This window comes from Curtobacterium sp. MCLR17_042 (genome assembly GCF_003234695.1).
GTDB lineage: Bacteria > Actinomycetota > Actinomycetes > Actinomycetales > Microbacteriaceae > Curtobacterium > Curtobacterium flaccumfaciens.
On the sequence record NZ_QKTD01000030.1, the window covers coordinates 1 to 11,588 of the forward strand.

The window sequence follows — 11,588 nt, forward strand, 5'->3', positions numbered from 1 at the left end:
CGCCCGCCCCCCGAGAAGCAACGCCACGTCACACACTTGGCCGCGTGCGGTATACCGTGCCTAGGGTGGGGGCGTGAGCACTCCGCGCGTGTACGTCATCCACGAGAACCCCGAGTGGTTCCCCCCGCTCGCCGCCGCCTTCGAGGCCGAGGGCGTCCCGGTCGAGGAGATCCTGCTGACCGAGGGGCAGATCGACCTCGCGGCCGAGCCGGCGCCCGGCGTCTACTGGAGCCGCATGTCCGCGAGCTCCCACACCCGCGGCCACGAGCACAGCAAGGAGTACACCCGGGCGATCCTCGGCTGGCTCGAGCGTGCCGGCCGCCAGGTCGTCGGCGGCAGCCACGTGCTCGAGCTCGAGGTGTCGAAGGTCGCCCAGCACGGCCTCCTGCAGCAGGCCGGGTTCGACGTGCCCCGCACCACCGCCGTGTTCGGCACGACGACGCTGAAGGACGCCGCCCGTACCTTCACCGACGGGCAGGACGTCCCCTTCATCACGAAGCACAACCAGGGCGGCAAGGGCCTGGGCGTCCGGCGGTTCGACTCGCTCGCCGAGTTCGACGCCTACGTCGACAGCCCCGAGTTCGAGGCCCCGGTCGACGGCATCACGCTGCTGCAGGAGTACCTGACGGCGCGCGAGCCCTTCATCACCCGCGTCGAGTTCGTCGGCGGCGAGTTCGTGTACGCGGTCCGCGTCGACACCAGCGCCGGCAGCTTCGAGCTCTGCCCCGCCGACGCGTGCGAGGTGCCGCAGGTCATCGCGGGTGCCGTCTGCGACGTGCCCGGCACCGAGACCGTCGGCGCGCCCCCGGCGTTCGCCGTCCGGACCGAGATCACCGCCGAGCACCCGCTGGTCCAGCAGCTCCGCACGTTCCTCGCCGACCAGCGCATCACCATCGCGGGCGTCGAGTTCATGGAGACGACGGACGGCCGCACCGTCGTCTACGACATCAACACGAACACGAACTACAACCCCGCGGTCGAGGAGTCCGCGCCGGCCTCCGGCCGGCGCTCCATCGCGAAGTACCTCGGTGGCCTGCTGGCAGCGGAGTACGCGGCGCAGCTCACGGCCTGAGAACGCAAGAACCACCGGACTGGAGGCCCGTGGCGGGCCCGCCACGAGCCTCCAGTCCGCCTTTCCCACACCCCCAAGGAACCCACGTGCGATTCGGATACTGGACCCCGCTCTTCGGCGGCTGGCTGCGCAACGTCGACAACGAGAACATGCCGGTCACCTTCGACTACGTGAAGCGCCTGGCGCAGCGCGCCGAGCGGATCGGCTTCGACCTGACGCTCGTGCCGGAGCTCAACCTCAACGACATCAAGGGCACGGCGGCACCCTCGCTCGAGGCCTGGTCGCTCGCGGCGGCGATCGCGGCGACGACCGAGCGCCTGGAGATCATGGCGGCGATGCGTCCCGGGTACCACCTGCCCGCGGTGACCGCGAAGCAGGCGGCGACGATCGACGACATCTCGTGCGGCCGGTTCACCTTCAACGTCGTGAGCGCCTGGTGGGCGGAGGAGGCGAAGCAGTACGGCGGGATCTTCTCGGAGCACGACGACCGGTACAAGCGCACCGCGGAGTTCGTCGAGGTCATGAAGGGCCTGTGGCGCGAGACCCCGTACTCGTTCTCGGGCGAGTACTACGACATCGAGAACGCGCACCTCGAGCCGAAGCCCCGCGTGACGCCGCGCATCTACGCCGGTGGGGAGAGCGAGGCCGGCAAGGCTGCGATCACCGGGTACGCCGATGCCTACGTCACGCACGGTGGCACCGTCGAGGAGCTCCGCGCGAAGATCGACGAGATGAAGCAGCGCCGCGTCGCCGCCGGTCTGCCGCCGTTCGAGGCGTTCGGCATGGCCGCGTACGTCATCGTGCGCGAGACCGAGGAAGAGGCGCAGGCCGAGCTCGCCCGGATCACCGACGTGCAGCACGGCAAGGCGTACGAGTCGTACCAGGACTTCATCTCGAAGTCGCAGCTCGAGCACGTGCCCTCGCTCGAGGACTACTCGGTGTCGAACCGCGGCCTGCGCCCCGGGTTCGTGGGGACGCCGTCGCAGGTGGCCGACCGCATCCGGGAGTTCGAGGACGCCGGGGTCGACACGCTCCTGCTGCAGTTCTCGCCGCAGCTCGAGGAGATGGACCGGTTCGGCGAGCAGGTCATCCCGCTCGTCCGGCAGTCGGTCGGGGCGCAGTCCTGATGGGTGCCACGCCGACCGACGCCGAGGACGGCTGGGCGTTCGAGACCCGCCAGATCCGCGCCGGCTTCAAGGCCGACCCGGGGTGGGGCGCGAACGTGCCGCCGATCGCGCAGAGTGCCGCGTACGTCTACCCGTCCGGCGAGGACGCCGCCGCGCGCTTCATGCTCGACGCCCCCGGCCACACCTACACGCGGGTGAACAACCCGTCGGCGGCAGCCCTCGAGCGCCGGATCGCCGACCTCGAGGGCGGGATCGGTGCGCTGGCGCTGGCGTCCGGGCAGGCGGCGACGTCGCTGGCCGTGCTCGGTGTCGCACGCGCCGGTGACCACGTGGTGTCGAGCGCCTCGCTGTACGGCGCGACCTACACGCTGTTCGCCTCGACCCTGCGGGACCTCGGCATCACCTTCACGTTCGTGCAGGACCCGACCGACCTGTCCGAGTGGGCGGCGGCGGTGCGTCCGGAGACGAAGGCGTTCTTCGGTGAGTCCATCCCGAACCCCCGCGGGGACGTCCTGGACTTCGCCGGGGTGGCCGGCGTCGCGCACGAGGCCGGGGTGCCGCTCATCGTCGACAACACCATCGCGACGCCGTACCTGGTACGCCCGATTGAGCACGGCGCCGACATCGTCGTGCACTCGGCGACGAAGTACCTGGCCGGACACGGCAGCGCCATCGCCGGGCTCATCGTCGACAGCGGGAACTTCGACTGGGCGGCCCACGCCGACGCCTACCCGCAGCTGGCCTCGACCGACCAGTCCGGGTTCGCGAACACGAACTTCGCCGAGAAGTTCGGGCGGCGGGCGTTCATCCAGCGCACCCGCTCGAAGCTGTCCGCCGACCTCGGGCCCGCGATCGCACCGTTCAACGCGTTCCTGGTGCTGCAGGGCATCCAGACGCTGTCGCTCCGCATGGACCGGCACGTGTCGAACGCCGCCACCGTGGCGAGCTGGCTCGACGCACACGACCAGGTCGAGCACGTGCACTACGCCGGCCTGCCGGACTCGCCGTGGCACCACCTGCAGCAGCGCTACGTGCCGAAGGGGCCGTCGGCCGTGCTGTCGTTCGACCTGGCCGGTGGGGTCGCCGCGGGCCGACGGTTCGTGGCGGCGCTCGAGCTGTTCGACCACGTCTCGAACCTCGGTGACGTCCGCTCGCTCGTCGTGCACCCGGCATCGACCACCCACGTGCAGATGACCTCCGCCGAGCGGGCTGCCGCCGGGGTGGGGGACGGGCTCATCCGCCTGTCGATCGGCCTCGAGCACATCGACGACATCACCGCGGACCTGGCGCGGGGGTTCACGGCAGCCGCAGCGGGATAGGTTGGGCGCATGACCACGTTGGCCGCACCGACCCGCGTGCGGACGCGCGCCCCCGGCAAGATCAACGTGTTCCTGTCCGTCGGGGCGCTGCAGGACGACGGCTACCACGACGTCGCCACGGCGTACCAGGCGGTGTCCCTGTACGAGGACGTCACCGCCGAGGCCGCCGACGACTTCTCGGTCACCTTCACCGGCCCGATCGACACGAGCACCGTGCCGGTCGACGAGTCGAACCTGGCCATCCGTGCGGCCCGGCTCGTGGCCGACGCGGCCGGACACCGCGGTGGGGTGCGACTGACCATCGACAAGCAGGTGCCCGTCGCCGGCGGCATGGGCGGTGGCTCCGCGGACGCCGCGGCGACCCTGCTCGCCGTCGACACGCTCTGGGGCACCGCGCTCGGTCGCGAGGAGCTGCTCCGGCTCGCCGCACAGCTCGGCGCCGACGTGCCGTTCGCCTTCGCCGGCGGCACCGCCGTGGGCACCGGCCGCGGTGACGAGCTGAGCCCGGCGTTGGCCAAGGGTGAGTTCCACTGGGTCCTCGCCCTGAGCGACGACGGGCTGAGCACCCCCGCCGTCTACCGTGCGCTCGACGAGCACCGGGAGCGGTACCGCGCCGACATCTCCCCGGCGCCGTCGCACCCCGTGGTCGAGGCGAACGTGCTGCAGGCCCTGCGCGCGGGTGACCCCGACCTGCTCGCCGACTGCGTGCACAACGACCTGCAGGCACCGGCCATGCGGCTGCAGCCCCGGCTCGCGGCGACGCTGGAGCTCGGTGAGAAGTCCGGTGCCCTGGCCGGCCTGGTGTCCGGCAGCGGCCCGACCGTGGCGTTCCTGGTGGGCGACCGTGATGCGGCGCTCGAACTGCAGGTCGAGCTCAGCGCCGCCGGCCTCGTCGCACTCCGCGCCACCGGCCCGGTGCACGGCGCACGCGTGGTGCACTGACCCGACGCCCCGGCACAGCCGTCGGCGGTTGGACCGCCACCGTCAGCGGCTGTACTTCCAGAGGATGACCGTGCCGGTGTGCCAGTAGCGCACGACGTGGAACCCCTCGGCCACGAGCGTGTCGGTGACCTGCGGCCGGATGTTCCGTGACTTGCCGCCGACGAACCACACGGTGTCGATGCCCGAGATCCGCTCGGGCACCGTCGTCGCGATGTCGCCGTTGACGTTCCAGAGCTGTCCGCGTTCGGCACCGGTCTCGGCGACGGCGAGGTCGCGCATCCCGGTGAAGGCCTCGGGGTAGGAGTCGGCGATGACCTGCGCGGTGGTGCCCGGGTGCTCCCAGACGCTGCCGAAGACGACGCCCTCGTTCTGGTCGGTGCGCCGGTCCCGCTCGCGCTCGATGATGGCCGCCGCGTTCGCCCAGTGCGAGTCCTGCTTGGCGTGGGGCAGCCGGACGATCGTGCTCGTCGGTGCCGAGACGAGCAGCATCCCGACGACCGCGAGCGCCAGCCACCGCCGGGGTCGGATCGCCGTGATCGCCAGGCCGATGAGCAGCGCGACGAACGGCAGGCTCAGGCTGGCGTACTTCGGGGAGTACAGGTGCTCCCCGGCCGCGGTCGCGCCGACGAGCAGTGCGGTGGGCAGGATCGTCAGGGGGACGGCGACGCGCACGGCCTGCACCCGCAGCAGGTCACGGGCGGCGGGGGAGGGGCGTCGGGTGGCCCGGACGGCGAGCACGACGCCGACGATCATCAGCGCCCACCCGAGCACCGCGTACGGCCAGACGGCACCGAACCAGGCGGTCGCGACGACCTGGCGCACGGTGGCCCACCCGACGCCGGTGATCCAGCCGACCTGCTTGGCCTGCCCTGCAGCGAGGACGATGAACGGCGACACCACGAGCGCGGCCCCGACGGCGGCGACGCCCCAGCGCACGAACGCGGCGCGGTCGACCATCGGCACGGCCACCGGACCGCTGCGCTGCGAGAGCACGGCGTCGCGCCGTGCGGCACGGTCGGCGACGGCGGTCCAGAGGAGCACGACCCCGTGCGCGACGACGGCCAGGGCCAGGTAGACGTTGAACAGCACGGCGACCACGGCGAGCAGGCCGTAGACGACCCACCACCGGGTCGCGTGGTGCCCGGTCCGGGTGCGCCGGACCGCGGTGATCCCCACGAGGGTCAGCGCGACGGCGAAGGTCGTGACGGTGGCGTACGGGCGCCCCTCGGTGCCGGCCCAGGCGACGCGCGGCAGGACCAGGAACACGATCCCGGAGACGACGCCGAGCCGCACCCCGCCGAGACGACGGCCGAGCGCGACGACGAGGCCGGCGGACACCCCGATGGCCAGCGCGCTCGGGAACCGGAGCGTGAACGGCGAGTACCCGACGAGCGTGAACCAGACGTGCATCACGGCGTAGTACAGGCCGTGGACGGCGTCGACGTTCTGCAGTTCGGCCCAGAGCGCCGGCCAGCTGCGCTGTGCGCTCGCGATGGTCGCGGCCTCGTCGTACCAGACCGACGGCACCCAGCTGAAGGCCGCTGCGACGACGACGCCGAGCGCGCCGACGGTGATCTCGGGGGTCCGTGCGAGGGCCCGGACGGCCGCCACGACGAGCCCCAGCGAGCGCGCGCGCACCGACGCGTCCGACGTCGTGCGTCGGACCGGGACGGTACCGGTGCGCGGGGAACTCACGCCCGCGACCGTACCGATCTGCTCTGGGGATCCGCCGCGTCCGGGCGCTGAACTCTCACATGCAGGAGTTCGGTGCGACGGGCCAGAATGACGGGATGGAACCCCTCGTCGCCCCCGCCACCGCGCTCTCCCCGGGGCGGACGCAGCTCGGTTCGCGGACCGCCGCGCTCGCCGACGTCGGGGTCACCGGGCTGCGACGCCTGGCCACATCGCGCATCCTCGTCGTCGGGGCCGGCGGGCTCGGGGCGCCGGTGGTCGCGTACCTCGCCGGGATCGGTCGGCTCACGGTGGTCGACCCCGACGTGGTCGACGCCTCGAACCTGGCCAGGCAGACGCTCTTCACCGCCGCCGACGTCGGCTCGCCGAAGGCGCAGGTCGCGGTCGCCCGGGCCGTCGCCGTCGACCCGGAACTCGACGCGGTCGCCGTGGTCGGTTCGTTCACGCCGGACCTGGTCGCCGGACACGACGTCGTGGTCGACGCCGCCGACTCGGTCGTGGTCACCCGGGCCGTCTCGGACGCCTGCGCCGAAGCGGGCGTGCCGTTCGTGTGGGGCACCGTGCTCGGCCACGACGGGCAGGTCAGCGTCTTCCGCGACGCCGGGCCGGACGGCGTCGACTTCCACGACCTGCACCCCGACGCGCTGCCCGACGAGGGCTCGTGCGCCCTGGACGGCGTGGTCCCCGCACTGTGCGGTGCGGTCGGTGCGGTGATGGCAGGACAGGTCTTCGCGTTGGTCACCGGCAGCGGCGACCCGCTGCTCGGACGCGTGCTGACCGTCGACGCCCGCCGGTGGCGCTGGACGGAGAGCCCCGTCCGTCGCGGACCCGCCTCGCGTCGACCGGCACCTGCTGGTGCCTCCGCGACGCCGCGCATCGCGCCGTCCGTCCTGGCCGCCAGGGTGGCGGACCCGTCGGACCCGCTGGTCGTCGTCGACGTCCGGACCGACGAGGAACGCGCGGCCGGCGTGGTCGCCGGTGCCGTCACCGACGACACCGGTGCGGACGAGGTCGTCGTCTACTGCGCGCGCGGCCCCCGTGCGGACGCGTGGGCGGCGCGGCAACCGGCCGGGAGGCGCGTGACGGTCCTCGACGGCGGCTTCGAGGCCTGGCGTCGCGAGGGGCTGCCCGTGGCGATCGAGCACCGGTCCTGACCCAGCCCTGTCACCCCCACCGCCCCTGCCGCCGCATCCGCCGCATTCGCGGATAGGATCGGTGGATCATGACGCAACTGCGGGTACGGGATGCTGCGGCTTTCCTCGGGATCAGTGACGACACCGTTCGTCGGCTCGTCGACGGCGGCACCTTCACCCGTGCCACGGACGACGCGGGGCGAGCCGTGGTCGACGGGCGCGAGGTCGCCGCCTACGCACGCGAACGCAGCTCCGAGCTGACCGACCCGGCGTCCGCGGTGAAGAGCTCGGCGCGCAACCGCTTCGTCGGGATCGTCACCGACCTGGTCGTCGACACCGTGATGGCGCAGGTCGAACTGCAGTGCGGCCCGCACCGCGTGGTGTCCCTGATGAGTGCCGAGGCCGTCCGTGACCTGGGGCTCGAGGTCGGGTCCGTCGCGGTGGCCTCCGTCAAGGCCACGATGGTCGCGGTCGAGGCACCTGCCCGGCACGAGGACGAACGATGAGCCGACTCCGGCGGTTCGCGGCGCTGGCCCTCGCCGCCACCGTCGCGCTCGGGCTCGCTGCCTGCACCGCCCCGGACACGGGGTCGGGGGCATCGGCCCCGGCGGGTTCCGACACCGAGGGGCCGACCGGTTCGATCACCGTGTTCGCGGCGGCGTCCCTGCAGCAGTCCTTCACGACCCTGGGCAAGCAGTTCGAGACCGCGAACCCCGGCGCCTCGATCCGGTTCTCGTTCGCCGGCTCGAGCGACCTCGTCACCCAGATCCAGAACGGTGCCCCCGCCGACGTGTTCGCGTCCGCCGACGAAGCGAACATGGCGAAGCTGTCGTCGACCGACCTGGCGAGCGGGTCGCCGCGGGACTTCGCGACGAACGTCCTCGAGATCGCGGTCGCACCGGGCAACCCGAAGGGCATCACGGACCTCGACGACCTGAGGGCTCCGGGCGTCCAGCTCGTCACGTGCGCCGCCCCGGTGCCGTGCGGTGCCGCGACGGCGGAGGTCGAGTCCGCATCGGGCGTCGATCTCGAGCCGGTCAGCGAGGAGCAGTCCGTGACCGACGTGCTCGGCAAGGTCGAGTCCGGTCAGGCCGATGCCGGACTCGTCTACGTGACGGACGTCCGAGGGGCCGGCGGCAAGGTCGACGGCGTCCCGTTCGACGAGTCGGGCAAGGCCGTCAACACCTACCCGATCGGCGTGCTCCGGGAATCCGAGGACCCGGCGCTCGCGCAGGCGTTCTCGGAGTACGTCCGCTCCGCCGCCGGGCAGCGTGTGCTCGCCGACGCGGGCTTCGGGAAGCCGTGACCCGTGGCTCCGCGCACTGACGGACGGCCGCCGGTCGCGTGGTGGCTCCCGCTGCCCGCGGTGCTCGGCGGGCTGTTCGTCGTCGTGCCGGTGCTCGCGATGCTCGGCCGGGTGGACTGGTCGTCGTTCGTCGGGCTCGTGACCTCCACCGCGTCGCTGACCGCGCTCGGGCTCAGCCTCGGCACGGCGCTCGCGGCCACCGGCGTCGCGTTCGTCCTCGGCTACCCGCTCGCCGTGCTGTTCGCGCGGTCACGGTCGCGCTGGGTCGGCGTCGCTCGTGCCGTCGTGCTCCTGCCGCTCGTGCTGCCGCCGGTGGTCGGCGGCCTCGCGCTGCTCGCGGCCTTCGGTCGGCTCGGGGTTGTCGGGGCGTTCCTCGACGACCACGGCCTGCACATCGCGTTCACCACGACGGCGGTGGTCATCGCGCAGACCTTCGTCGCGATGCCGTTCCTGGTGTCCTCGGTCGAGGGTGCGCTCCGCGTCGAGGGCGACCGCTACGAACGGGTCGCGGCGACCCTGGGTGCCGGCCCGACCCGGACGTTCCTGACCGTCACGACGCCGCGGGTCCTGCCGGGGATCGTGTCCGGGCTCGTGCTCTGCTTCGCCCGGGCCCTCGGCGAGTTCGGGGCCACCCTGACCTTCGCCGGCAGCCTGCAGGGGGTCACCCGGACCCTGCCGCTCGAGGTCTACCTGCAGCGCGAGGTCGACCCGGACACTGCGGTGGCCCTGGCGGTCGTTCTCGTCGTGGTGGCCGTCGTCGTCATCGGCGCCTCGTCGTTCCGCACCCGCGGAGCGCTGGCGTGACGGCCGAGGGCGCGGTGGGCGTCCGGGCGCACGTCGTCGTCGGGTCGCGGGACGTCGACGTCGCGATCGAGGTCCGGGCGGGGGAGTGCCTGGCCGTCATCGGGCCGAACGGTGCGGGCAAGTCGACGGTGCTCGAGGCCCTGGCCGGGCTGCTGCCGATCGACGCCGGCCGGATCGAACTCGACGGGGTGCAGGTCTCGAGCCCGCGGCACACCCTGCCCGCACACCGTCGCCGGATCGGACTCGTCGCGCAGCGGTCCGACCTGTTCCCGTTCCTCGACGTCGTCGGGAACGTCGCCTTCGGGCCCCGTGCGGCCGGAGCCGGTCGCGCCGCGTCCCGGGAACGTGCCCGTGACGCGCTCGACGCCGTCGGGGTCGCCGACCTGGCCACGCGCGACCCACGCACGCTCTCGGGCGGACAGGCGCAGCGCGTCGCGATCGCCCGCGCGCTCGCCACCGACCCGGCGGTGCTGCTGCTCGACGAACCGACCTCGGCGCTCGACGTCGGCGCGCAGGACGAGGTCCGCGCGGCACTCCGGACCGCCGTCGCCGGCCGGCCCGCAGTGCTCGTCACGCACGACCCGGTCGAGGTCGTCGCACTGGCCGACCGCGTCGTCGTGCTCGAGGGCGGACGGGTGGTCGAGCAGGGCACCCCCGCCGCCGTCCTCGGTCGTCCGACGAGTGCGTTCGCCGCGACGTTCTCCGGACTCGCGCTGGTGCGCGGTACCGCCACCGGGGGTGGGATCGCGATCGACGGCGGGGGTGACCTGGCGTCGGGGGCGCACGCCGTGCCTCCCGGCCGGCCCGCCCTGGCCGCCTTCCACCCGACGGCCGCCGTGCTGACCCGGGACGGTGCCGGAGCCGCGCGCACCGTCTCGTCGCTCGAACCGCGCGACGGACTGGTGCGGGTGCGGGCCGGTGACCTGGTGGCGGACCTGACCCTCGCCCGGCTGACCGCGCTCGGGATCGCCCCCGGCGACGCGGTGCGCATCGACGTCCCCGCAGCCGAGGTGGCGGTCTACGCGCCCCGCGGTTGAGACAATGGTCGGATGACCTCCTGGTTCCCCAAGGTGTGGCCCGTGGCCACGCCGATCCTGGCGGCCGTCGTGCTCGCGTTCTCGTACGGCCGCTACGGGCTCGGCACCGCCGTGGTGGTCGTCGTCGCGGTCGTGCTCGCGGTCACGGTCCTGGCGGCCGTCCACCACGCCGAGGTCGTCGCGCACCGCGTGGGGGAACCCTTCGGCTCGCTCGTGCTGGCCGTCGCCGTGACGATCATCGAGGTCGCCCTCATCATCTCGCTGTCGAGCTCGGGCGGTGCGCAGGCCGAGACCCTGGCGCGCGACACGGTGTTCTCGGCGGTGATGATCACGATGAACGGGCTGGTCGGCCTCGCGATCCTGATCGGGACCCTGCGGCACAACACCGTGCGCTTCAACCAGGAGGGCGCCAGCGCCGCGACCATGACGGTGGCCGCGCTCGCCGTGCTGACCCTGGTGCTGCCGACCTTCACCACCGGCACCGACGACGCCTCCTTCACGGGGACGCAGCTCGTGTTCGTCGCGATCGCGTCACTCGTGCTCTACGGGCTGTTCGTCGTCACGCAGACCGTGGCGCACCGCGACTTCTTCCTGCCGGTCAACCGTGCCGGCGGGGTGCTCGTCGAGTCCGAGGACGCCCACGCCGCACGCCCGTCCGGTCGCACCACGATGGTGTCGCTCGTGCTGCTCGTCGTCGCGCTCGTCGCCGTGGTCGGGCTGGCCAAGGTGGAGTCGCCCGCGATCGAGGCCGGGGTCGCCGCCGTCGGGTTCCCGCCGTCGTTCGTCGGTGTCGTGATCGCGCTGCTCATCCTGCTGCCGGAGGGCATCGCGGCCTCGAAGGCCGCCGCACGGAACCGGATCCAGACGAGCCTGAACCTGGCGATGGGGTCCGCGATGGCGTCGATCGGCCTGACGATCCCGTCGATCGCGGTCGCGTCGCTGTTCATGCCGGGGACGCTGCTGCTCGGGCTCGGGCCGTCGCAGATCGTGTTGCTCGCGCTGACGATCGTCGCGGCGGTGCTCACCGTGCTGCCCGGTCGTGCCACGCGGCTGCAGGGCGGGGTGCACCTGGTGATCTTCGCCGCGTTCATCGTGCTGTCCGTCTCGCCGTAGGGCGGGGTGGGGCTGGCGGGGTCGGGCTGGTTCGGGCCTGTCT

At 72.9% G+C, this 11,588-nt stretch carries 11 protein-coding genes; 10 read left to right on the forward strand and 1 reads right to left on the reverse strand.

Annotation, left to right across the window (positions count from 1 at the left end; all coding sequences use genetic code 11):
- The first annotated feature begins 73 nt into the window (after positions 1 to 73).
- The 4 genes from DEJ02_RS18020 (at position 74) to DEJ02_RS18035 (ending at position 4,460) form a co-directional block, all read left to right on the forward strand.
- Positions 74 to 1,072, forward strand: coding sequence for a RimK family alpha-L-glutamate ligase (locus DEJ02_RS18020; protein WP_111034043.1), 999 nt, complete (start codon positions 74 to 76; stop codon positions 1,070 to 1,072).
- Positions 1,073 to 1,158: 86 nt separating this feature from the next.
- The gene (locus DEJ02_RS18025) at positions 1,159 to 2,199 is read left to right on the forward strand and encodes an LLM class flavin-dependent oxidoreductase (RefSeq protein WP_111034044.1); all 1,041 of its coding nucleotides are present in this window, start codon (positions 1,159 to 1,161) and stop codon (positions 2,197 to 2,199) included.
- On the forward strand, positions 2,199 to 3,518 hold the full coding sequence (locus DEJ02_RS18030) for an O-acetylhomoserine aminocarboxypropyltransferase/cysteine synthase family protein (RefSeq protein WP_111034045.1): 1,320 nt from the start codon (positions 2,199 to 2,201) through the stop codon (positions 3,516 to 3,518). Before DEJ02_RS18025 ends, DEJ02_RS18030 begins: the two co-directional genes overlap by 1 nt.
- Positions 3,519 to 3,527: 9 nt before the next feature.
- Positions 3,528 to 4,460 carry a 4-(cytidine 5'-diphospho)-2-C-methyl-D-erythritol kinase gene (locus DEJ02_RS18035; RefSeq protein ID WP_027466065.1) on the forward strand — a complete coding sequence of 311 codons (933 nt, stop codon included), beginning with the start codon at positions 3,528 to 3,530 and terminating at the stop codon, positions 4,458 to 4,460.
- A 42-nt stretch (positions 4,461 to 4,502) separates the two neighbouring features.
- Here DEJ02_RS18035 and DEJ02_RS18040 read toward each other — a convergent pair whose 3' ends face one another.
- Positions 4,503 to 6,155, reverse strand: coding sequence for a glycosyltransferase family 39 protein (locus DEJ02_RS18040; protein ID WP_111034046.1), 1,653 nt, complete (start codon positions 6,153 to 6,155; stop codon positions 4,503 to 4,505).
- Positions 6,156 to 6,250: 95 nt separating this feature from the next.
- Here DEJ02_RS18040 and DEJ02_RS18045 point away from each other — a divergent pair, with 95 nt between their 5' ends.
- The 6 genes from DEJ02_RS18045 (at position 6,251) to DEJ02_RS18070 (ending at position 11,545) form a co-directional block, all read left to right on the forward strand.
- Positions 6,251 to 7,306 (forward strand): ThiF family adenylyltransferase, encoded by a 1,056-nt coding sequence (locus DEJ02_RS18045; protein ID WP_181440416.1) that lies wholly within the window; start codon positions 6,251 to 6,253, stop codon positions 7,304 to 7,306.
- 68 nt (positions 7,307 to 7,374) lie between these two features.
- A complete protein-coding gene (locus DEJ02_RS18050) occupies positions 7,375 to 7,791 on the forward strand; it encodes a molybdopterin-binding protein (RefSeq protein WP_111024680.1) in 417 nt (138 codons plus the stop codon).
- Positions 7,788 to 8,591, forward strand: a complete 804-nt coding sequence (gene modA, locus DEJ02_RS18055; protein ID WP_111034048.1) for a molybdate ABC transporter substrate-binding protein — start codon at positions 7,788 to 7,790, stop codon at positions 8,589 to 8,591. The genes DEJ02_RS18050 and modA overlap by 4 nt, the downstream gene beginning before the upstream one ends.
- A gap of 3 nt (positions 8,592 to 8,594) precedes the next feature.
- Positions 8,595 to 9,395 carry an ABC transporter permease gene (locus DEJ02_RS18060; protein WP_111034049.1) on the forward strand — a complete coding sequence of 267 codons (801 nt, stop codon included), beginning with the start codon at positions 8,595 to 8,597 and terminating at the stop codon, positions 9,393 to 9,395.
- Positions 9,392 to 10,432 (forward strand): ABC transporter ATP-binding protein, encoded by a 1,041-nt coding sequence (locus DEJ02_RS18065; protein WP_258378781.1) that lies wholly within the window; start codon positions 9,392 to 9,394, stop codon positions 10,430 to 10,432. Before DEJ02_RS18060 ends, DEJ02_RS18065 begins: the two co-directional genes overlap by 4 nt.
- A 12-nt stretch (positions 10,433 to 10,444) precedes the next feature.
- Positions 10,445 to 11,545, forward strand: a complete 1,101-nt coding sequence (locus DEJ02_RS18070) for a calcium:proton antiporter (RefSeq protein WP_111034050.1) — start codon at positions 10,445 to 10,447, stop codon at positions 11,543 to 11,545.
- The last annotated feature ends 43 nt before the right edge of the window (positions 11,546 to 11,588 follow it).

Bases quoted from the DNA above. Each gene is read 5' to 3' on its own strand.
- DEJ02_RS18030 (WP_111034045.1), top strand. From the start codon at position 2,199: ATGGGTGCCACGCCGACCGACGCCGAGGACGGCTGGGCGTTCGAGACC.
- DEJ02_RS18035 (WP_027466065.1), top strand. From the start codon at position 3,528: ATGACCACGTTGGCCGCACCGACCCGCGTGCGGACGCGCGCCCCCGGC.
- DEJ02_RS18045 (WP_181440416.1), top strand. From the start codon at position 6,251: ATGGAACCCCTCGTCGCCCCCGCCACCGCGCTCTCCCCGGGGCGGACG.
- DEJ02_RS18050 (WP_111024680.1), top strand. From the start codon at position 7,375: ATGACGCAACTGCGGGTACGGGATGCTGCGGCTTTCCTCGGGATCAGT.
- modA (WP_111034048.1), top strand. From the start codon at position 7,788: ATGAGCCGACTCCGGCGGTTCGCGGCGCTGGCCCTCGCCGCCACCGTC.
- DEJ02_RS18070 (WP_111034050.1), top strand. From the start codon at position 10,445: ATGACCTCCTGGTTCCCCAAGGTGTGGCCCGTGGCCACGCCGATCCTG.